At 45.4% G+C, this 21,180-nt stretch carries 26 protein-coding genes and 1 pseudogene; 15 read left to right on the top strand and 12 right to left on the bottom strand.

Features of this window, described 5'->3' with window-relative positions; genetic code table 11:
* Positions 1–9: 9 nt before the first annotated feature.
* The 7 genes from ACTJKG_RS02265 to ACTJKG_RS02235 all read right to left on the bottom strand — a co-directional run bounded on the left by ACTJKG_RS02265 (position 10) and on the right by ACTJKG_RS02235 (position 5,092).
* On the bottom strand, positions 10–711 hold the full coding sequence (locus ACTJKG_RS02265; RefSeq protein ID WP_440738236.1) for a DUF6515 family protein: 702 nt from the start codon (positions 709–711) through the stop codon (positions 10–12).
* A gap of 102 nt (positions 712–813) precedes the next feature.
* Positions 814–1,254, bottom strand: a complete 441-nt coding sequence (locus ACTJKG_RS02260; protein ID WP_440738235.1) for an Hsp20/alpha crystallin family protein — start codon at positions 1,252–1,254, stop codon at positions 814–816.
* A gap of 698 nt (positions 1,255–1,952) precedes the next feature.
* The gene (locus tag ACTJKG_RS02255; RefSeq protein ID WP_440738234.1) at positions 1,953–2,861 is read right to left on the bottom strand and encodes a helix-turn-helix domain-containing protein; all 909 of its coding nucleotides are present in this window, start codon (positions 2,859–2,861) and stop codon (positions 1,953–1,955) included.
* Between the two features lie 12 nt (positions 2,862–2,873).
* Entirely contained in the window at positions 2,874–3,227 is a 354-nt protein-coding gene (locus tag ACTJKG_RS02250; RefSeq protein WP_440738233.1) for a DoxX family protein, read from the bottom strand.
* Between the two features lie 187 nt (positions 3,228–3,414).
* Positions 3,415–3,711: a hypothetical protein gene (locus ACTJKG_RS02245; protein ID WP_440738232.1), complete on the bottom strand. Its 297-nt coding sequence runs from the start codon at positions 3,709–3,711 to the stop codon at positions 3,415–3,417.
* A 120-nt stretch (positions 3,712–3,831) separates the two neighbouring features.
* Positions 3,832–4,266 carry a DUF2147 domain-containing protein gene (locus ACTJKG_RS02240; protein WP_440738231.1) on the bottom strand — a complete coding sequence of 145 codons (435 nt, stop codon included), beginning with the start codon at positions 4,264–4,266 and terminating at the stop codon, positions 3,832–3,834.
* Positions 4,267–4,276: 10 nt separating this feature from the next.
* Positions 4,277–5,092, bottom strand: coding sequence for an SDR family oxidoreductase (locus ACTJKG_RS02235; protein ID WP_440738230.1), 816 nt, complete (start codon positions 5,090–5,092; stop codon positions 4,277–4,279).
* Positions 5,093–5,416: 324 nt separating this feature from the next.
* Here ACTJKG_RS02235 and ACTJKG_RS02230 point away from each other — a divergent pair, with 324 nt between their 5' ends.
* Together ACTJKG_RS02230 and ACTJKG_RS02225 are read left to right on the top strand one after the other, a co-directional pair.
* Positions 5,417–6,307 carry a helix-turn-helix domain-containing protein gene (locus tag ACTJKG_RS02230; protein WP_440738229.1) on the top strand — a complete coding sequence of 297 codons (891 nt, stop codon included), beginning with the start codon at positions 5,417–5,419 and terminating at the stop codon, positions 6,305–6,307.
* A gap of 93 nt (positions 6,308–6,400) precedes the next feature.
* Complete coding sequence (locus ACTJKG_RS02225; RefSeq protein ID WP_440738228.1) at positions 6,401–7,228, top strand: SDR family oxidoreductase; 828 nt, start codon at positions 6,401–6,403, stop codon at positions 7,226–7,228.
* A gap of 69 nt (positions 7,229–7,297) precedes the next feature.
* Here the strand turns inward: ACTJKG_RS02225 and ACTJKG_RS02220 are convergent, their stop codons facing one another.
* Together ACTJKG_RS02220 and ACTJKG_RS02215 are read right to left on the bottom strand one after the other, a co-directional pair.
* Positions 7,298–7,621, bottom strand: coding sequence for a nuclear transport factor 2 family protein (locus tag ACTJKG_RS02220; protein WP_440738227.1), 324 nt, complete (start codon positions 7,619–7,621; stop codon positions 7,298–7,300).
* 20 nt (positions 7,622–7,641) lie between these two features.
* On the bottom strand, positions 7,642–8,424 hold the full coding sequence (locus tag ACTJKG_RS02215; RefSeq protein WP_440738226.1) for an SDR family oxidoreductase: 783 nt from the start codon (positions 8,422–8,424) through the stop codon (positions 7,642–7,644).
* A gap of 135 nt (positions 8,425–8,559) precedes the next feature.
* Between ACTJKG_RS02215 and ACTJKG_RS02210 the strand changes: the two genes are divergently transcribed.
* Entirely contained in the window at positions 8,560–8,943 is a 384-nt protein-coding gene (locus ACTJKG_RS02210; protein ID WP_440738225.1) for a winged helix-turn-helix transcriptional regulator, read from the top strand.
* A 618-nt stretch (positions 8,944–9,561) separates the two neighbouring features.
* On the opposite strand, the gene ACTJKG_RS02205 is transcribed toward ACTJKG_RS02210, so the two are convergent.
* Entirely contained in the window at positions 9,562–10,428 is an 867-nt protein-coding gene (locus ACTJKG_RS02205) for an SDR family oxidoreductase (RefSeq protein ID WP_440738224.1), read from the bottom strand.
* Positions 10,429–10,541: 113 nt separating this feature from the next.
* Here ACTJKG_RS02205 and ACTJKG_RS02200 point away from each other — a divergent pair, with 113 nt between their 5' ends.
* The 8 genes and pseudogenes from ACTJKG_RS02200 to ACTJKG_RS02165 all read left to right on the top strand — a co-directional run bounded on the left by ACTJKG_RS02200 (position 10,542) and on the right by ACTJKG_RS02165 (position 15,785).
* Positions 10,542–10,877, top strand: coding sequence for a winged helix-turn-helix transcriptional regulator (locus tag ACTJKG_RS02200; protein ID WP_440738223.1), 336 nt, complete (start codon positions 10,542–10,544; stop codon positions 10,875–10,877).
* Between the two features lie 210 nt (positions 10,878–11,087).
* Positions 11,088–11,930 (top strand): helix-turn-helix domain-containing protein, encoded by an 843-nt coding sequence (locus ACTJKG_RS02195; RefSeq protein WP_440738222.1) that lies wholly within the window; start codon positions 11,088–11,090, stop codon positions 11,928–11,930.
* A 126-nt stretch (positions 11,931–12,056) separates the two neighbouring features.
* Positions 12,057–12,838: pseudogene (locus ACTJKG_RS02190) on the top strand (NAD-dependent epimerase/dehydratase family protein); the annotation flags it as partial.
* Positions 12,839–12,926: 88 nt separating this feature from the next.
* Complete coding sequence (locus tag ACTJKG_RS02185) at positions 12,927–13,247, top strand: SDR family oxidoreductase (RefSeq protein WP_440738221.1); 321 nt, start codon at positions 12,927–12,929, stop codon at positions 13,245–13,247.
* Entirely contained in the window at positions 13,235–13,453 is a 219-nt protein-coding gene (locus tag ACTJKG_RS02180) for a hypothetical protein (protein WP_440738220.1), read from the top strand. Before ACTJKG_RS02185 ends, ACTJKG_RS02180 begins: the two co-directional genes overlap by 13 nt.
* A 102-nt stretch (positions 13,454–13,555) precedes the next feature.
* Positions 13,556–13,801 carry a hypothetical protein gene (locus ACTJKG_RS02175; protein ID WP_440738219.1) on the top strand — a complete coding sequence of 82 codons (246 nt, stop codon included), beginning with the start codon at positions 13,556–13,558 and terminating at the stop codon, positions 13,799–13,801.
* A gap of 248 nt (positions 13,802–14,049) precedes the next feature.
* Positions 14,050–15,081, top strand: coding sequence for an LLM class flavin-dependent oxidoreductase (locus ACTJKG_RS02170; RefSeq protein WP_440738218.1), 1,032 nt, complete (start codon positions 14,050–14,052; stop codon positions 15,079–15,081).
* 8 nt (positions 15,082–15,089) lie between these two features.
* Positions 15,090–15,785 (top strand): sulfite oxidase-like oxidoreductase, encoded by a 696-nt coding sequence (locus ACTJKG_RS02165; RefSeq protein ID WP_440738217.1) that lies wholly within the window; start codon positions 15,090–15,092, stop codon positions 15,783–15,785.
* A 387-nt stretch (positions 15,786–16,172) separates the two neighbouring features.
* Here the strand turns inward: ACTJKG_RS02165 and ACTJKG_RS02160 are convergent, their stop codons facing one another.
* Both ACTJKG_RS02160 and ACTJKG_RS02155 read right to left on the bottom strand, forming a co-directional pair.
* The gene (locus ACTJKG_RS02160; protein WP_440738216.1) at positions 16,173–16,742 is read right to left on the bottom strand and encodes a redoxin domain-containing protein; all 570 of its coding nucleotides are present in this window, start codon (positions 16,740–16,742) and stop codon (positions 16,173–16,175) included.
* A gap of 350 nt (positions 16,743–17,092) precedes the next feature.
* Positions 17,093–17,869 (bottom strand): NUDIX hydrolase, encoded by a 777-nt coding sequence (locus ACTJKG_RS02155; protein ID WP_256541294.1) that lies wholly within the window; start codon positions 17,867–17,869, stop codon positions 17,093–17,095.
* A 141-nt stretch (positions 17,870–18,010) separates the two neighbouring features.
* Here ACTJKG_RS02155 and ACTJKG_RS02150 point away from each other — a divergent pair, with 141 nt between their 5' ends.
* The 4 genes from ACTJKG_RS02150 to trxB all read left to right on the top strand — a co-directional run bounded on the left by ACTJKG_RS02150 (position 18,011) and on the right by trxB (position 21,140).
* Entirely contained in the window at positions 18,011–18,496 is a 486-nt protein-coding gene (locus ACTJKG_RS02150; protein WP_256541295.1) for a hypothetical protein, read from the top strand.
* Between the two features lie 157 nt (positions 18,497–18,653).
* Positions 18,654–19,262 carry a Crp/Fnr family transcriptional regulator gene (locus tag ACTJKG_RS02145; RefSeq protein ID WP_256541296.1) on the top strand — a complete coding sequence of 203 codons (609 nt, stop codon included), beginning with the start codon at positions 18,654–18,656 and terminating at the stop codon, positions 19,260–19,262.
* A 404-nt stretch (positions 19,263–19,666) separates the two neighbouring features.
* The gene (locus ACTJKG_RS02140; RefSeq protein WP_440738215.1) at positions 19,667–20,089 is read left to right on the top strand and encodes an OsmC family peroxiredoxin; all 423 of its coding nucleotides are present in this window, start codon (positions 19,667–19,669) and stop codon (positions 20,087–20,089) included.
* 73 nt (positions 20,090–20,162) lie between these two features.
* A complete protein-coding gene (trxB, locus tag ACTJKG_RS02135; RefSeq protein WP_440738214.1) occupies positions 20,163–21,140 on the top strand; it encodes a thioredoxin-disulfide reductase in 978 nt (325 codons plus the stop codon).
* Positions 21,141–21,180: the final 40 nt, after the last annotated feature.

Below are 21,180 nucleotides of genomic sequence, written 5' to 3'. Positions count from 1 at the left end.
TTATAATCCTTAACTTTCGCTTTGCACGGACCGGTTTAGTTCCTTCTTTTTCTTTTCGGGTACCCAAACAACGCGATAACTGATCGTCCTGTCTTTTTTAACTTCTTCCAGATAGATTTGATCCGGCGTTACCCAATAGGTTTTATTGTTTAACGTAACCTGGTGGGAGCCGTCGGGCACCCGGTCGTTAATATCTCCAACCAGCGGTAAAGCCGGATCGGCTTCAGCGTCGCCCCTAAGGATACCATCTTTTCCTACTACTTTGTACGTGAATCGTCCCTCCGGCCGGATAACGGACTCGTAATAGATTCCCTTATACTGGAAATAAGGATTACCGTCAATGGTAATGATATCGGCACCGAGGGGCAGTGAAGGGATTTCCGCGCCGAGCGGGGGCACGGTGACTTTATAGCTCCCACTCGCATATGATTGATAAAACAGGCCGTCCGCATAATAATAGGGCACGTTATTCCAATTAAAGGTATAATAACCCAGCGGCAGTCTATTCATGACTACACCGATATCCGGATAAACATAAGGGTGATAGAATCCGGAGGAGTTTACTTTAAGCGCGTTCGCCCCTCTATCAAAGGCTGTCTTGCGAATAGCGGCCATCCGGCCGGCCGTTTGGGCACCAGCAGGAGCGGTTAAACCTAAAAACAGCGAACCTGCGATGCATAAATTTGTTAATACTTTACTCATCGTTTTCATGGTCTTCGAATTTAAAGTCCTACTTTAATCAAACCAAGTCATTGGTACATCCTGAAAAAGGCCGCCATGATGGCAGCCCTCTTGGATATATGATGGAATCGATTATTTTATCTCGATCTGCCTGCGCAGGCTTTTTGCTTCCTCGCGTTTGGCAATATCGATGCGAAGGATACCGTCGGTATAACTTGCGTTGATCTGGTTGTCATCCGCGCTGTCCGGCAGCGTAAAGGAACGCACGAACGAACTGTAGCTATATTCGCGTTTGCTGTAATTCTTTTGACTATCTTCCTGATTGGCAGTTTGCTCAACAGATATATTCAGCACATTGCGCTCCAGGTTCAGTTTAAAATCTTCCTTTTTCAGACCTGGTGCAGCCAGTTCCACATGATAGTTGTTTTCGGTTTCGCTGATGTTGACAGCAGGCACGCGGGTTACCATACGGTCATTAAAAAAGGTGTCATTAAAAATAGAGTCGAAAACATCACTAAAACCTGGTAATAGTGAGTTGTTTCTTTTTTCGGGATTAAATTTAACCAATGTCATAATTTTTTTCTTTTAATTGTTTTTAAAGGATCAAACCATTTATTCATTAAACTTAAAGAACGATTGTTCAATAGCACTAATACAAGTGGTGTGCCAAGTCCAGAAATGGATTTAAAGCTGAAATTTTTGCAGCGAGCAGCTGTAAAAATTTCAGCTTCAGTGCCAAATTTTCATCGCCAGACGTTTTCTTTTAGCCCAGGTTTGAATAGATGTTGCCGCCTGGTAACTCCAAGTCGTGGCATGGGACAGGCGGTTTTTCCCGGCTGAAATATCCGAACGGATTCTATCCGGGCAGACATGACAGTCGGTATTCCAAGATCAGGAGCCATATACCAGCGTCTAAGGATTAGCATACTTCGAAAGTTGCTCTCAGCTAAAAAAAACTTGTATTGCAAAAAGAGATAGTTAATTTTTAAATCGTTATGAGACAATTATTACGAATCACATACGGCTCAAAAGATTATAGCTATCAGCTACTTAATGAAAAACCGATTTCAAAAGGAGTCGGGCAAATCCACCTATTATTGGAGGACCATTCGGTTACGCTCTCTCTACTGCCTGGCGATGGTTTTAACAGAAGAACATAGCAATACAGAGCGAATTAGAGCCGATTTAACTAGACGGAGACTGGATAAAGACGAACCAAATCGATCGGCTGTTTGCCGAACCGCTATGGGCAATCTGTTCCTGGAGAGCGATCAGTTGAAGGATTGCCGAAACTGTAAGGGGCTTTGATTGGTTTTGAGCTTAAAAAGTTTGTTGAACGATTGCGAATGTTCAAAACCCAGTTGATACGCGATCTCGCTAACAGACAGTTTAGTTGTCGATAATTTTTCTTTTGCCTTATCGATCAGTTTTTCATGGATCATCTGCTGTGCAGTCTGCCCGGTGAGTTGCTTAAGCAAACTGCTTAAATATTTCGATGAAATATTCAGTTTGTCAGCCATATGCTGCACGGTTGGCAAACCTTTGGAAAGCAGGTTATCGTTATCAAAATAATCCGCCAGTTCCCCCTCTAGCCGGTCAAGTATCGAATGGTTAGTTATTTTCCTGGTGATGAACTGACGTTCGTAGAAGCGTTCAGCATAGTTCAGCATCGTCTCCAGGTTGGAAACGATAATGTCCTGGCTGAATTTGTCAATATTGGAATGGTACTCATCCTTAATATTCTTAACGATGTCATTGATCAGCTGCTCCTCCCGGTCCGAGAGAAACAGGGCTTCATGGGTCGCATAACCGAAATATTCATATTTCTTTATTTTCCTGGCGAGCGATGTATGCCACAAAAAGTCAGGGTGTATAAACAGCATCCAGCCTTCCAGGGCCGGCGGCACGCCATTTTCTTCGCCACGCAGAATTTGGCCGGGCGCTAAGAAGGCCATTAAACCTTCGTCAAAATCATATTTTTGCTGACCGTAATGCAAGCCGTCGCAGCCTCTTTTCATGGAAATGACATAGAGGTCAAATATAACGGCTTCGATCTCGGTATCGTTTCTCAGGCCTTTCAGGTCGATGATACTGACCAGCGGATGATGCGGCTTGGGGAGCCCCATCAAACGATGTATCTCCGAGATGGAGCGGATCCTAAAGGGGCTTGTGTTTCCCATACTGCAAGTTAGTTAATTTTTAAACGGATACTTCAGCCAGATCATGATCAATGGCAGAAGCAGGAAAGGTATTTCTAACAAGACCATTTTATAATTGTCTGACCGTATGGCCAATGCCATGACCAGGGTGATTAACATCGCATTGAGTACATTGCCATAAAAGAACGTTTTGGGCAACAACAGCAATACACCGGTAATGATCGCCAGCGAACCCAGGAAAGGGACGGCCGATTCGGAAATGCCCAGGCCTGCCATTGCTTTTACTGATTCAGGATTACTTTTATAATTAAACGTATCCCAGCCGTGCTTAAAGTTTAACATTACAGATGCTATCAGCAACAGTAATGAAATGATGTTCTTTACCATTTAGCCGAGGATATAGGTGTTCATGATATAACCTGCCAGGATCGCGATCGGTATGCCGATCAGCGCACTTACAAGTGCCCTTTTCGCCTTGTTGGGGTATTGCGACCTGTGTCTGAAGTAGAGGAAGAATCCTATTGGCGGGGCGGCATTGGATACCGCTAGCCAAAACCTTGACAGATCTTCGTTACTATTTTTCATTTTTATTGTTTTTAGGTTCTTTTATTTTAAAAATCAATTCGTTGACAAATGCCCCGTAATGTGTTATAGGGATATCCTGCGGTAAGGCAAAGCTGCCTGGAAGCCCATCAAAGACTACTGTGGATCTCCTCAATACTTCCCGGAGGTGATCCTTATCCTGCTGTTTCCATCTGCCGGGACCAAAATTGATGATCAGGTGCCCGGGCTTCAACCTCCTGCCGTTAAGCGAATCGGCAAAAGCAACCGAACCTGGGGCTACATTTTTACCGACACTGCTATCGATCAACAGGGTAACCTCACCTTCAATCTATTGCTTATGTACAGCGTCCTTGGCGCATTACAGGAAGTGTACAATACGATAACGGCCACAAAAAGTAAGTTTCGCGTCAGGGCCGGTGGCTGTACTTTACCTGACACGTTTCCACTTGAAGGTTTTGCCGATCATGGGAATCCCCTTATAACCCCTGGTTTCAAGGTCATTGACACTTTTTAGTTTGGCTTTCAGGCTGTAAGTATTCCCATCCTGCACGCTGTACAATTTTCCGTCAACATACTCACCGCCCTCAAATACAAGTGCCGAGATATGAACAATACCCTGTATGGACCTGCCCCTTAGTTTCTCGTTAGGATTCTTACTGTCTTTTTTAGGGGTCTTACCGTCAGTCTCGAACATATCTTTTGACCATAATAGTTTTGCGGAGTAGCTACCCTCCGATTTGAAGACCTCTATCTTATAGTCCTCACATTGCCATATGCCAACAATATTGTCGGGCGCTATTTTCTGGGAAAAAGATGCCAGAGATACCAGCTGCAGGGCTATTGCTAAAATTGCTTTTTTCATACCTTACTGTTTATTTGTTATTATTTAATTGTTTAAACTTTTCAAACTCCTTATGGCCGAAGTTCATTAATGCATTAGGTATGACACGGCTTAGGAATTTCAGTACTTTAACCATTGCCGGCTTGATCTCCGGAGTGTCGTTTTCGAGGCCTTTAACAGCCACTGCGACCAGCTTGTCCACATCCATCATCTGGCTAGGGTTCGGTTGTAGCACCCAGTCGTTTTGCAGGTTGGTATTTACACCAGGGGGTATCAGCTCCAGCACTTTGACGGTGGTACCTTTTAATTGCAGGCGCAGGGCCATGGTAAAAGCGTGGGCTCCGGCTTTTGAAGCGCTGTAAACAGGAGCGGTAGAATAAGCCATAAAAGCTATTGCGGAAGAAACGTTTACAATGGCTGCGGAAGGCTTCTTCATCAGGTGTGGCAAGAACTGATGCGCCATCTGGATGGTGCCTGCGAGGTTGATGTTGATCTCGCGGGTGAGGTCGTCCAGGCTGTGCGACGTGTCCTGCATATCGAGCAGCCGCATTTCACCGGCATTATTGATCAGGATGTTTAGTTCAGGGAACTGCCGAGTAACATTGTGGTAAAGGTCCCTGATCTCGTCCGGGTCACTCACATCGCTTTGAAAGGTGTGGACCTTCGGAAAACGTTTTTTCGTCTCGTTTAGCGCCTCTATTTTGCGCCCTGTGACAATGATTCTTGCGCCTTTATCCCCAAGCTGCTTTACCAATTCTAAGCCTATGCCGCTGGTGCCGCCTGTAATGAGGATGGTGCTGTTTTTCAAATCCATGATATAATAATTTATACAGCAAAGATCAGCCACCAAATGCAGGCATATGTATCCAAAAGTCGCAGTGTTGTAGTAGAAAGGCCGAAAAACGATTCATCTGGTTTGCGATAGCGCTATCCGGATTATTGTGTACGCCATCTCTGAAAATATGCACAAAAAACTGCATCATCGACCTGCTTGCACAAAGCAACAATGCCTCGTAATGTTTATAATGTGCGAAACCGCCAACCTGATCATTTTCGACGGTGAAGGTATAGGGAGCCCATCGTGGCAGAAGAACCGTTCGTTATGGATTCAAAGTTGTAAATATATCATGGCAAGGTCATCCCATATAATGCGGTTTACTTAATTTTGAGTATGATAAATACTCAACCTATCCATGTTTTCGCTCCGGATTTATTAGAAGCCAAAGATCCTTCCGCAGGCTATTTCGCGGCTGTAAGACTTGAAGAATTTTCAGCGGATAGCTTGACCGCAACTGCTTCTTACAGCCGTAAAGATTTTTATAAAATATCCCTAGTTACGGGCAACACCTCCTACTTTTACCTGGGAACAGAATACCGGCTTAATGGAGAAGAGTGGGCGCTGGTATTTACCAATCGCGAAGTACCCTACCGATGGGAGGTACATGAGGGTATTTGTAGCGGCTATGCTTGTATGTTCACGGAAGATTTTTTGCCCTTGCACACGCACCTGCGGCCAGCCGACTGGGCGGTGTTCAATGGAAATGCTCAATCCGTCTTCCGACTGGACAGGTCTGACGAATCGCTCTTTACGGGCTTGTTCCAAAAAATGCTCCAGGAGCAGGCCTCGTCCTACATGCATAAGTATGACCTTTTATTTCTCTACGTGCTGGAATGCATCCACGGGGCATTAAAATTACACCCGGAGCCGGAGAATAAAAGTTCTACTGCATCGGCACGGCTGGCTAACTCCTTTAGATCTTTACTCGCCGGTCAGTTTCCGCTGGCGTACCCCAACCAGCAGGTCGGCTTACGTACACCGCAGCAATTTGCAGAAAAACTGGCTGTACATACCAATTCCCTCAACAGGGCGCTCAAAGAAGCTACAGGAAAGACTACTACGCAACTCATTAATGAAAGGCTGATGCTGGAAGCGCGTGCCTTATTAGTGCATTCCAACTGGACTATCAGCCAGATTAGCAGCAGCCTTGGCTTTGAAGAGCCGACACATTTCGCAAGGGCATTCCGGGCTTATTCCGGACATTCCCCATCCTCATTGCGATAGCTGTTTGATCAGGGTCGGTATTGGTTTGCCCATGGTTAACGGACCGGTTTCTTAGCGCCTAATTTTGTACCGTAAATAATTAAACGATACATTATGAAAACATGGTTGATAACCGGGACATCTACCGGTCTGGGCAGAGTACTTACCGAAAAGCTACTGGCAAAAGGCGATCGCGTCGTGGCTACCGTCCGTAAAGCCGATGCCCTGAATAAATTGAAAGAAATCTATCCTGAAAATTTACGGGTAGCTGTGCTCGACTTAACCGACACCGCTGCTATCAAAACAGTGGTTGACCAGGCATTTGCAGATCTTGGGCAAATAGATGTTGTGGTCAACAACGCTGGTTATGCCTTATTCTGCTCTGTCGAAGAGGCCAGCGACGAACAGATTGTCCATCAGATCAATACGAATGTTATAGGTTCTATCCAGGTCATTCGTGCCGCACTGCCACACTTCAGGAAGCAAGGCCATGGCCGGATTCTGCAAATTTCATCAGCAGGCGGGCAAACTACCTACCCTAACTTTGGGTATTATCACACCACTAAATGGGCTGTCGAGGGTTTTTGCGACACTATCGCTAAGGAACTGGCTCCATTGAACATTGGTGTAACCATTGTTGAACCCGGGGCGCATCAGACCTCTTTTGGCTCAGGCATGACGACTGCCCCGGTAATGGAGGCCTACGAAAACACGCCCGCGGGTGAAGTAAGACGTGCTATTGCGGCAGGGACATTCCCCATAAAAGGTGATGTAGATAAGTCAGTCCAAGCGATGATAGACAGTGTGGAAGTATCTCCCGCACCATTGCGTTTAGCTCTTGGTGGTGACGCCTACCGTGATATGCGTGCGGCATTAGTATCCCGACTGGAAGCACTGGACGCACAGAAAGAACTGGCATTGGCCAGTGAGAAAAATGATTGATGCAGTAACTCCTGATTTATGTATTTAAAAGAAAAGAGTGACTAATCTTTAATCACTCTCTTCTGTATTTTAATCGGTTACTTTTAAATGCTGAATTTGTCCATCAACAATATTAAAATGAAATTTTAATGTAATCGGGCTTCCGGGAAATGTGCCGGAACACTCTGCCGATAATACACTTGAAATACCATCTTCAGCATATTCAAGAGGTTTCATCACTGATTGGTATTTTTTGTTTGATTCTTCGATCCAATACTGGATATCCAGCCTTCCGTTATGCGTTTTGCCTTCATCAAATACCACCGCAGTTTCAGAAAAACAATTGGCGTAGGCAACGCTGTCGAAGCTGTTTTGTGCATCAATCAAGTCTGCTATTACTTTCGGTAAGTTCATATCATTATTTTTTGAAGTTATTAAATAGTCGGTACAGTTCCGCCGTCGATGACGAAATTTGTTCCTGTTAAGTAATTGGCTCTTGGTGAAACCAAAAAGCCAACCAACTCGGCTACTTCTGCCGGTTCGGCGGGCCTGCCGTAAGGTATTCCTCCCAATGCATCCATGACACTTTTCTGAGCTTCTTCTACCGTACTATTTGCATTTCTTGCGATCTCGCCCAACCAGGCTATCGATGCTGTTGTATTTATCCATCCCGGGGAAACTGTTAGTACGCGGAGACCTTTGGGCGTAACCTCATTTGATAAACTCTTACTGTAATTGATCAATCCTGCTTTTGCAGCGGCATAGGGCAAGGTAGAATCATATAGCGGCAATATGCCCTGAATAGAAGCGATGTGAATAATGACACCACTTTTCCGATCGATCATTTGCGGCAAAAATCCTCTGTCAAGCCTGACAGGAGCCAGTAAATTGGCTTGCAGGGTTGATATCCAATCTTCATCATTCAATACTGAAAAACCACCGGCAGGTGTTGATGAAGCACCAAGGTTGTTGACCAGGATATCCAACCTGCCATAGGTTGAGAGCACTTCGCTGATTACTCTTTGCGCATCTTCCGCCTTACTTAGATCCGAAGGAATAAAATGAAGGCTGCTGTTTTCTTTTTCGGGAGCATTTCTTGCAGTTATAATCACCGTTGCCCCTGCTTGTAAAAGCCTTTCTGCAATTGCCTTTCCGGTTCCTTTTGTACCCCCTGTTACCAGGGCAATTTTGCCTGATAGCTCATTTTGATAATCCATTTTAGATTGTATTTTAAATTTCTTTGAGCAAATCTCTGAAGTACGTTAGTTCCTCACAAGTACGGCGTTACGATTCAGATAGGGATAAATTTTTCCCCTATTGTACAGACTGAGATATAGGTTTAATTTTGCGATATGTATGAGAGGAAAGTAATACCGAACCTGAACTGTGGGCTTGACCTGATAGGTGAAGTACTTTATGGCAAATGGAAAATCCGTTTGCTGTGGTTCATCAATGAGGGGCATAGGCGTCCAAGCGAACTGCAACGCAAAATTCCCGATGCTTCACGCAGGGTTTTGAATATGCAGTTGAATGAATTGGAAAAACACGAACTTATTACCAGAAAAATTTATCCCGTTGTGCCGCCAAAAGTAGAATATAGCCTTACCGAGTTTGGTAAGACTGTAATTCCAGTGATTGCCTCATTAGGACGATGGGGCGAAGAACACGAAGACCGTTTACGGGATGTGATTTTAAAACAAATTGTAATTACTGATTCGGACTATCCCTCTAATTAGTCTCTTTCCATATCCACAAACTCGTACAACCCGGCGCACTGCCGGATTCCTTTGCACAATTTTTCTGGATCCCATTGCAATACGTGGCTACTCACGCTGCATAGTAATTAATCATTTAGTATTGATTGAAGTTTTCTTTCGACAGATTCACTGACTAAAAAATTATTTTAATTTTGTTTAACGAATTATAGAGTTCTCTAAATCAGTCGGCTTCCTTGCAGGAAGTTTTAAAAGATACATGGTGATACGATAGGAAGATGTTGTGGCACTTGTTCCGACAAACTCGTTACATGAAGCTATAGAGCATATTTTCAGGCTAAGTTTATTTCCCTTCGGCTCCATGAAAATAGGTAAAAGGAGATTAAAACGCTACAAATCTATGATTTATAGCGTTTTTTTATGAATTTCTGTCTAAAAGAGTATATAAAAATGCATGTGTCCGGAGCCTATCCGAGACCTGTTAGCACTCAATGATGAGGATTGCAAGAATTGCAATCCTCTGAAGTTATCTTTATCAAGTAAGGTTTAAGTTAATCCCCCTTATTCTTTAACGCAAATTATTCCTGTTACGCCAAAACTTCAGTACAAACACCGACATAGGACTCACCCTCTTAACAACTAATTGTATATGGTTTCCAAGAAGTCTTTTAAACTGACCGGACTTCTACCTAGTAGTTGTTTTACATCACTTTTACTGGTATTGAATTCTTCGTTAGCGATCGCCCTACAGAACCTTGCAATGTACGCTGCGTCTTCTTCAGAAGCACCGGTCTGGATAAGTTGGGCAATATATGAACCTACCTCCGGTTGGTTGTAAGCTATTGTTTTTCCGGTAATATCTGATAACAGGTCAGCGATCTCCGAGAAGGAGAAAGCGGTTTCGGCAGCGATGGTATATTCTTTATTTTCATGACCCGGAGTAGTCAGTACAACAGCGTTCGCTTCAGCCATTTCTTTTATTGGCAAAAAGGGAGTTCTGCCGTTTCCGGAAGGAATTGAGATACCATTATTTAATATATCCTTCCCAACAAGGAATGGGATCATATCAGCATACATGGTGTTGTTCATTAAAGTATAGGGAATGTCTATTTGTTTTAAATAATCCGCTGTATATGCATGATATCGAACCTCTTCACCCATGATACTTTGCTGTAAATTCTTCATGTCAAAACTTGTATAGACGATATGACCAACGCCTGCTTCCCTGGCTGCATTGATCGCATTTTTGTGCTGCTCAAACCTCTTGCTTATATCTGATGATGAAGACACAAGCAGCAATTTATCTACGCCTCGGAAAGCACTTTTTAAAGACTCAAGATCCTGATAGTCGCCAACTTTGATCTGAAGTCCTTTTGACCTTAGTTCTGTCGACTTGTTTTCATCTCTTACTAATGCAGTAATGTTGTTTGAGGATACACCCCTGTTTACTAATGAATCAATGGTGGCTTTACCCAAATTCCCTGTTGCACCGGTTACTAAAATCATATTTCTTGTTTTAAGATTAACTACTTTTGTGATGTAAAGAAACAAATATTGATTTTGAAAAGTTGCCCTTGCTGTTGGTAACAAGACAAAAAGCGGTAACCTAAAAGTGACCAATGGAAAAGGAATTAGATGATACTGACTGTCCGGTTACAGCAACGATAGCGCTGTTCGGAGGGCGATGGAAGTTGCCAATTTTATATATACTTTCGAAAAATACCAGGCGTTTTGGCGAGATCCAGGTAAGGGTATCTTCTATTTCAAAAAAGGTTTTAACTAACCAATTGAGAGAGCTTGAAGCCGATGGCTTGATCAGCAGGAAACAGTACAAGGAGCTCCCTCCCCGGGTAGAGTATACGCTCACTGATTTTGGAAAAACCCTCTGCCCCTTGTTAATTGATATAGCAGCTTGGCAAAGAAATAGCATTGATCATCTTACCCAGGTGAAATAAAGCTTTTCAATTGAAGGCCTACCAAAATTCTTTACAAACAAGCTCGCAAAGTAGTGTTTTAGAATAGATAAAGGCGCTTTAGGGTGAGTATAAAGTAACAACCAACAATCTTTTACAATGTTTGACGTAATTTTGCCTGGCATTAGCCAAATCTCGCGGCAAACAGAAGACTGCTTTCAGCAAAAAAGTTTGATTTGCTTAAATTGCAGGATGAAAGAAGAGATGCCAGGTGTCAATATGGCCGAACTGCGGCTGCAAGGTTTTAAGGTGCATGAACTGCCGGCCTACGTCGATGTACCGGTGGTGCACGGGCGCCGCGATTTTTATAAAATGGGCCTGGTCGCCGGTGAAATGACCATGAATTATGGTGGCCAGGTGGTGGAACTGCAGGATATCGTACTGTTTTTTGTCAATCCCAGGGTACCACGTTCGGTGCTGCGTCGCTCCAGATCGACGACCGGCTACGCCTGTATCTTTACCGAAGCCTTTATGCCGGCGATCGTCAAAAAGTCGCCCTTGTTTAATACCGGGCAGAACCCGCTCATTCGGCTGAACAGCGAACAGGCGGCTTTTATAACGGGAATTTTTCAAAAGATGCTGGCCGTACGTGATGGGGATTATGCATATAAGAGCGACCTGATCAAAAGCTGTATCGAATTAATTATTCATGAAGCTTTGTCGATACAGCCCCCTGCGCAGCAGCAGGTTAACGGCGCGGCCCGAATGACGCATTTATTTATGGACCTGCTGGAAAGGCAGTTCCCGGTTGAGCATGCCGCTGAACCGCTTCGAATGCGGACGGCCCAGGATTTTGCCGCAAAGCTGGCGGTGCACATCAATTACCTGAACAGGGCGGTTAAAATGGTGACCGGCAAGCCGACCTCGGTGCATATCGCGGAACGCATAGCGGCAGAGGCTAAGGCACTATTGCAGCATACCGACTGGAACGTAGCGGACATTGCTTACGCACTCGGTTTTGGGTACCCAACATACTTCAATAATTTTTTCAAGCGGGTAACGGGCGTTACGCCTAAATCCCTGCGCAAGGTTTGATAATCATACTTATTGGTTTGATTATCGTTTAAACAGCGTCGCCTTTAACCCGAACTTTGGGTTATGAAAATATTAGTTACCGGGGCTACCGGCAAGGTCGGCAGCCGCTTTGTTCCGCGCTTATTAGCCAAAGATTATGACGTGCGTATTTTGGTTCGTGATGCGTCGAAGGCAGCCGCATTGGCGGCCCTGGGAGCCGAGGTTGTGACCGGAGATCTTTTGATGCAGCCAGTTTAACGCCCGCTTTAGCAGACGTAGACGCGGTGATCCATTTGGCGGCATTGTTCCGCACGTTTACCGATAACGAAGGGATCATCAAGACCAACCATGAAGGTTCGGTCGCGCTTGGCGATGCGGCAGTTACCGCCGACGTCAAACGCTTTGTTTTTGTCAGCACCAGCAATGTGTATGGGTCCGGCTACGGGCATCCGGCAAGGGAAGATGATTTCGTAAATATTAATGACCCAAGGCCCTACGCCTCCAGCAAGATCGCGGCTGAGCAAGAACTGTTAACGAAAGCAATGGATGTGCGCATACTTCGATTAGGTTTTGTCTATGGGGATAAAGACCCGCATATCGAGGAGATCATCCCGCTGCTTAAAAAGATGAAACGTCACCCGGGCTCGCGGATGCACATGGTGCACCATGTGGATGTGGCCCAGGCCCTGATTATGCTGCTGGAACGGGACGGCCTGAACGGCGAGATCTTTAATATCGCCGATGATGCGCCGATCACTTTATATGAACTGGCCGAATCTGTGGGGAAAGCCGCCGAAACTTTTGAGGTACCTGAAGCGCCGCTGGCCGACCCGTTTGAAGGTATCACAGACATTTCAAAATTACGCAAGACAGGTTTCCGCTTATTGGTGCCCAGTTATTACGTGGCGCGAGACCTTGATATTTTGTAAATGGCACAAACTTTAAGACCGCCGATATGAACACAAGATGCGCCGATTTGGTTAAGCCAACAAACGTACGGATGCGGACCTTTGTGTTATGAAAATCATCGTAACAGGTTCTTTGGGAAATATCAGCAAGCCGCTGTCAGCGCAATTAATTGCGCAGGGGCATTCGGTGGCCATTGTCACGACCGACCCGGGAAAAAAGGAGGCGATCCATAGGTTAGGCGCCATAGCGGCGGTCGGTTCGGTCACCGATGAGGCATTTTTAACCGGGGTGTTTACGGGTGCCGATGCGGTATATACGATAGTGCCGCCGAATTTTGCGGCACCGGCCCCGATCGCTTATTATGAGCAGGTGGGGGAAGTTATGCGGAAGCTATCCGCGCCTCCGGCATCAAACGGGTGGTACAGCTGAGTAGCTGGGGCGCGCATTTACCGGCGGGTACCGGCATTATTATCGGTTCGCACCGGATCGAAGAATTGTTTGACAGGCTGACTGGCGTCGATCTTTCCTACTTGTGCCCGGCTTCATTCTATACCAATTTGTACCACTATGTCGATATGATCAAAACTTCAGGGATGATCGCGACCAATTACGGTGGAAATGATAAAGTGGTCTGAGTATCGCCGCTGGATATCGCGGAGGCTGCTGCTGAAGAGTTGGTGCGGCCGTCCACGCAAAAGATCCGGTATGTCGCCAGCGACGAGCAGACTTGCAAAGAGGTGGCTGCAGTGCTGGGCACAGCGATCGGCAAACCGGACCTGCAGTGGCTGTCCTTTGGTGATGGACAGGTCAAGACGACCATGGAATCGCATGGTGTCGCGCCTTTAATGGCGGGTTTACTGGTAGAACTCAATGCGGCGATCCGCACGGGTTTGATCCGTGAGGATTATGACCGGCACCCGCCGGCAATGGGTAAGGTGAAGGCCGAAGAATTCGCGCAGGAGTTCGCTTCAGCATTTAAATAAGTATCTTGTGCTATGCTGGATAAACCACATCTGATTGACCCCGTTTAGCCAATTTCAAAATGACCATCTTAGTGCTTAAGTTCAGGATTTTAGGAAAAGAAAGAAAATTGGCGAAGAAGGGTCAGTGCAATTGGTTTATCCAGGCAGCCCGGCTATCCTTCAGTTCCATCTGCAATATGCAGACAACCTGATCAGCGTGCTGCGAATAACCGGTTAAATGGTCGTATCGCCCGTCGCGAATATGGGAAATGCCTGACAGTTGCTCAATGCTGGGCGCCTACCTTTGCCTTATGGCAGCAATTAACTATTCCGTACTCGACCTGGCGACCGTCATCGACGGACGTACCATCTCAGACAGCTTTAAAAATAGTGTCGCCAATGCGCAGCAGGCGGAAGCTTTAGGCTACACCCGTTACTGGTTCGCGGAACATCACAACATGGTGAGCGTGGCCAGTTCGGCCACGAGTTTACTGATTGGGCATATCGCAGGGCATACCTCCACCATCCGCGTGGGTTCGGGCGGCATTATGCTGCCTAACCATTCACCACTAGTGGTCGCCGAGCAGTTTGGCACATTGGAAACCTTTTATCCCGGACGTATCGACCTCGGTCTTGGTAGAGCGCCGGGCAGTGACCAGGCGACCGCGCTGGCCATCCGCGGCGAGAACATGAACGCGGCTTTTCACTTTCCGCAGGATGTGGCTTCGCTCCAGCACTATTTTGCCGGCGATCATCCGAACGGCGTGAGCGCCGTGCCCGGTGAAGGTTTGGATATCCCGATCTGGATACTTGGTTCGAGTTTGGACAGCGCCAAACTGGCGGCGGCCAGAGGACTGCCTTATGCCTTTGCCAGCCATTTCGCGCCGGCCTATTTTTTACAGGCCATTGAACTTTACCGTAAAACGTTCAAACCCTCCCGGCATTTATCCGAACCTTACGTACTGGCTTGTGTAAACGTGGTAGCTGCCGATACCGATGCGGAAGCCGCTTACCTGGCCACCTCTTTACAGCAATTGTTCAAAGGGATCATTACTGGTAGAAGGCAACCTTTACCGCCGCCGGTAGATAGCATGAACGGTATCTGGAGCGCGGCCGAGCGCGAAGCCGCTATGCAAATGCTGGCTTATTCCTTTTTCGGCAGCAAGGCCACGGTTCAAACGCAATTAAAAGATTTCATCAGCCGCACTGGGATCAATGAACTGATGGCTACTTCGCATATCTATGACCAGGAGGCCCGGCTCAAGTCTTACCGCTTGCTTGCTGAAGCTTTAAATGCTTAAATTAGCGTATGGAAGATCTGGAAAAACTCGAACGTATCGTTGAAGCGCGCATGAAGCTTAAAGCGCGCTTCGAACAACAGATGCTGGCTACACCCTCAATGGCAGATGATCTGCCGAAAGGCTCAGGTAAACCCAACCGGCATGGCATGCCTACCATCCCGATAGGCCAGACCGCCACGATCAAGTGGCCGGTGCTCGACCTGGGTTACCATCCCAATATATCTCAGGAACGTTGGCGGCTGACCATTGACGGTGCCGTGGAGCACCCGGTGGTGCTGACCTGGAAGGATTTTCTGGCGCTGCCGCAAACCAAAGACACGTCCGACTTCCATTGCGTCACCACCTGGTCAAAGCTGGATATGCACTGGAAGGGCGTCAGCCTGCTCGACCTGGCCGCACTGGTACAGCCCAAACCTGAAGCTACCCACCTGCTGTGCTATGGTTATGATACTTATACTACCAATATCGCGCTGGAAGAAGCGCTGAAGCCCGATGTCCTTTTAGTCCATGCCTTTGAAGGCCAGCCGCTGGCCGTAGAGCATGGAGGGCCTTGCCGCATGATCACGCCGCAACTCTATGCCTGGAAAGGCGCCAAATGGATCAAGCGCATCCAGTTCCTGACGGAGAACAAGTTGGGATTCTGGGAAGAACGCGGCTATTCCAACACGGCTTATCCCTGGCGAAATGACCGCTATGACGACTGATCTGTTGGTGACAGCTGACGTAATCGTAAGCCAGACAACCAGAATAGCGCCATTACAGTACAGCCCTCGTTACGCTAAAGACATTCCGCCATCCATCACCACTTTCTGCACCGGTGATAAACTTGGCCGCATCGTCGCAGTGCTTTTCTTAAAGATTCTTCCTCAAATGAAGTTAATTTACCCGAGTGCGAAAGCTAGTGAGAGTGACGGGTTAACTTACTCAAAGACTATGGCTGCTCAAAGCCTAGCTGATAAGCCATCTCTGCCACGGAAGCATTGGTCGCCAATAAGAGGGTCTTGCTTTTTCATATCATCAAAAATTACTTTTTAATTCATTGCATTCAAGATAGCTTGTATCGAACACTCTCGAGTCGTCATCAAATTGACTTAGCAATATCTTCTACCGATTTCAAATTTATCGTTATTCAAAAAGCGTATGATATCCTTCACCGGCAGATGATCACCCAGGTACTGGTTATAATAAGCATATTTAATTTCACCATCTTCAGCTATAAGAAAATCACCTCCTAAAGTATTCTTACGGCCATCCGGACAGAAACTCTTCTTAAATTTCCGCTGCCCTTCCTGACTTTTGGCATAAGCACCCATGTACATAGAATAAAGAACTTTCAGCGTACTTTGCTCAATATCGTACAATGAATATAAGTCATATTCCGGATTAGCAATCATCCGGGCATAAAATGCCTCATCATAGGCGAATTTCTGAAGATTTTTGCTGCTGCTTTCATAAACAGCCAGCACAACCAAACCCATTTCACTAAAATAGCTATCCAGTTCCTGGAGTTCGAGAAAACGAAGGTTGGTGAACGGACATGCCACATGCCTGTAAAATGAAAGCAGAATCTTTTTTCCCTTTAATGCACTGATGCTGACAGGATTCCCAAAAATGTCTGTGGCCTGAAAGTCGGGGGCTTGTTGATACTCAATTAATGGCATAATGATCGCGCTTTTGATTCCCAGGTATCGCCTGCGGAATTACTAAATGTTCTGTTTTTATTCTTCTCAAACTTCAGATAATTTGCCATCATCATTTTTCACTTAAGTTAATCAATTCCTCTTTTTGGAATTTGAGCCACAGCAAAACGATTACAACAGCATAGAGAAATTGCGTATCCGCCGTTTTTGATTATGTCGTGATCAAAAACACCTTGAGGTAAATACGTGTTAAATATTGAATATGATCTAATCAGCCTGCCGTAGGAATCCGGCGCATTGTATTTGCCCCCGGAGCTTCAATCGGGGTTGGAATTTGAGGACAAGGCGTTCGCTTTTAACGCCATCATCATTTAGCTTAATACCAGTCCCTCTTTCAAAGCCAGTTCATATTTCTCTCTATCAAAACTGTACAAATGAGGGGAACGATGCGCTCCGATACTTCGCTTTTCATCCAATTTTTTCAACAATTTGAGCGCAATCAATTTTTTGGGAAAATTGCTGATGTCTAACTTCTTTCCAAGCAAGGTTTCATACAATGCATGAATTTCGCTCAATGTAAACTTTTCAGGAAGTAAATTCAGGCCGATAGGATAGTGATAAAGATGCAAACGCATGGCATACAGGGCATCCCGCACTATTTCGTCGTGGTCAAACTCCAAAGGCGGTAAGCTGCCAATGTCAAACCAGGCGCACGCTCCGGTACTGATATCAGTTTGAAGTATAGTTTCGGAAAAATCAGTTATCGCATAAAAGCCAACAGAAATGGTCTGGTCCATAAGCCAGTTGCCCTCCCACGATGCAAGGCCCGTAATTTCAAGCCATTTTTTTTTGTCGAATTTTTCAAATGGAATGCGGCCAGGATCACCAAAGGTTTTAAACTGCTGCAAAAAGAGGTTATCAACTCCCGTGCGGACCTTAACATTACGGTTAGCGGCTTCCAGCAGTTTTTCTGTGCGTTTAATATGACCACCAGGCAAGCTCCAGCTATCCAAATTTCTATGTCTGATCAGCAGTAATTTGAGCTGGTACTCATGATAGCCAAAAATTGCACAGTCAATGGATACGTTGGGAATATAATGCAGATGCCCGTTTAGTATAAAATCCTTGAACTCTTCTTCCGTTTGCATGCTCAAAACTAACATTTTCGGATGGCAAAATCTTTGTTTAAAATTTATTTAGTGAAATTAACTAAATGACAATTCTTATTTCTACCTTTATTTTGTGAAGTTAACTAAATGGGTTTATGAATTACTGATCACTTAAATACAATGCAGCCAAAAAACGCTTCGGATATATATGATTTGGTAATTATTAGCTCCGGCGGAGATAGCGGCAACATTATACTAACCGATAAAAGAACGACACTCAAAATTAAAATCAACATGAAAAAGTTCAAAACAATGTTCCTGATAGTTTTCAGCCTGTTCGCTGTTGTGTCTGCTCGGGCTCAAACGAAGGATTACTACCCAGGTAAGTGGGACGTAATGGTGTACGGAACACCATACGGCGATGTAAAACTGACTTTCGCCCTTGAAAGAAAAGACGGTAAGTTGAGTGGAGTAGTACAGGATTCAACCGGCAAGGAAACAGCAAAAATCACCAAGATAGATGAAAAGGAAAAAGAGGCAATTATCGCCTACACGACCCAGGGCTATGATGTAGAATTGACAATAGACCCGGTTGACGACGATAATGTAAAAGGTAACTTAGCGGGTTTTACTGCCAAGGGTGTACGCAGAAAAGAAAATAAGTAATATGCTCGCTCGGCGCGATTAAGAAAAATATTTAAGACATGGTCATTCTGCCGGTTGAATTTAACTTAAGTTAAAATTCAACCGGTTCTCAACACCGAATTTTGTTCCGTTTTACGCACGTTGACGTGTGCTTTTTTGACCAATCAAAGATGATGCGATGATAGAAAAAAATGAAATATTAGCCAATCACCTGCGAAACTTCGCAGCGTTAACAGAACAGGATATTGCCGAAAGCCAGGCGTTTTGGAAGCCACGTAAAATTGCCAAGGGGGATTTTTTCAACATGCAAAGTATGGTTTGCAATGATCTCGGCTTGGTAGTCAAAGGCATATTCCGTATTTATTACCGGGAACCGAATGGTGTGGAGGAAAAGAATCTTTTCTTTTTCTCGGAAAACCAGTTCGTCGTTTCCTTCCGGAGCTTTATCTCGCAAAACCCCTGCTGGTATTTTATCGAAGCTATGGAAGATTCGGAGGTTATTTTCATTTCTTATCAGGACCTCAACAGCCTGTATGAAAGAAATCCGAATTGGGGGAAGTTCGGCAGGCTGCTGGCAGAAACTTTTTTTGCCTACGCCCAGTCACGTACCGAGGAATTTGTATTCTTCTCTCATGAGAAACGGTTCCTTAGGTTATTGGAGGAACATCCTAATATTGTTGAGCGGATCCCATCCTACCACATCTCTTCTTTTCTTGGTATAACCAATCCGTCACTGAGCAGGATCAGAAAACGATTGAAAAAGAGTAACGCATTACCAACTCAATAACCTGATAACGCCTCACACCTAATCTTACCGCCAGTTAAGAATATATATAAACGGGAACAGCTCCTAAACTAAGTTTTGTTAGCCGCATAACGTCACTCGGGCTATGTAGACAATCCTGCATTGGCAGTTACCTGCCGGTGTAAAATATTTAATTAACTCCTCCTTAAATCTGGTCATAATAGATCATTTATGCAATCTCTATTGGTAAGAAACATACTGATGAATACACGGTAAATAAGTGCCTGCAGCTTTCGGCAAGGATACTAAGCTACAGTTCCCACGTGCATTTTGGCTGCCTTGCCGATTAAGACATTTTGATGACAGCTTATTGCTGCAGGATTAACTTAAGTGAAAAAATCGACCTTCTGATAAGCAGACTTTTGACCCAACAAAAGTTTAAAAAAATGAAAAGAACAGCAAAAGCCTTTTGGGAAGGCGACCTTAAAATAGGTCATGGTACCCTATCTACTCAAAGCCAGGTACTGGATCAAACACAATACTCATTTAACACCCGTTTTGCAGAAGGCATCGGCACCAATCCGGAAGAATTACTTGCGGCATCACATGCAGGTTGCTTTACTATGGCTTTAGCATACGCATTATCTCAGCAAAAATTTCAACCCGGCGAGCTTAACACTACGGCTGCGGTTACACTAGATATGGCCACAGGTTCTATCAGCCTGATCGAGCTTGAGCTTTCTGCAACAGCAATTGAAGGCCTGTCATTTGACGGATTCCAGGAGATCGCCCTACAGGCTAAAACCAATTGCGTAATCTCAAAAGCATTAGCCGGTGTGCAGATTGAACTTACTGTAAGTTATCGGTAATAGCTTTTTGCAAAACTGGTTATAAAGCGGCAGCCGTGAAAGCTGCCGCTTTAATCAAATCAATTTCAATATCATGGAAACAGAGCATATTAAATGCCTGATCATCGGATCGGGCCCAGCGGGCTATACCGCTGCTATATACGCCGCAAGGGCTGGCTTAAATCCGGTAATGTACACCGGCATGAACCCTGGCGGGCAACTTACCCAAACAACCGAAGTAGAGAATTTTCCCGGTTATCCAAACGGGATACTTGGGCCCGACATGATGGAAGATTTCCGGGCGCAGGCAATCCGCTTCGGAACGGACATTCGTTTCGGTTACGTAAGCGCCGTGAATTTTGATAATGAGCTCCATCAGGTGACTATAGATAATAAAACTACGGTGACAGCTGATACCGTCATCATTTCCACAGGAGCCTCCGCAAAGTGGCTTGGTCTGGAATCTGAAGCCAGATACAATGGCTTTGGTGTGTCGGGCTGCGCTGTTTGCGATGGTTATTTCTTCCGGGGGCAAAACGTAGCTCTTGTTGGCGCAGGTGATACAGCGGCAGAAGAGGCCACTTACCTGGCCAAGCTGGTGAACAAAGTTTACATGCTGGTGCGCCGGGATGAATTCCGTGCATCAAAAGCAATGATCGACCGCGTACGGAATACGCCGAATATCGAGATCCTGTACAATACAGAAGTGCTGGAAGTGTTGGGAGATGGTGTAAATGTAACCGGTTTAAGCCTGCTGAATAACCTTACGCAACGGCCGCTTGAAATAGTGGTAACCGGCTTATTTGTAGCCATCGGGCATCAACCAAACACAGGCATATTCAGAGGAACGCTTGACATGGACGAGACGGGGTATATCAAAACCATACCCGGTACAACCCATACTAATATCCCCGGGGTATTCTGCGCAGGTGATGCCCAGGACCATATTTACCGCCAGGCAATTACGGCAGCCGGAACAGGCTGTATGGCCGCGTTGGACGCAGAACGATACCTGGCTGCCAGGGAGGCATCAGCAACAGGGATTATGAAAACTGAACCCCTCGTCAATTGAAGTCTGTGTCATTATTTCAATTAACCAGGTGCAAAGGCTT

Origin of the sequence: Mucilaginibacter sp. 22184 (assembly GCF_052045695.1) — a bacterium.
In the GTDB taxonomy this organism is placed as follows: domain Bacteria; phylum Bacteroidota; class Bacteroidia; order Sphingobacteriales; family Sphingobacteriaceae; genus Mucilaginibacter.
Note: the sequence above shows the minus strand (reverse complement) of the source record. Positions and strands in the feature narration are given on the sequence as shown.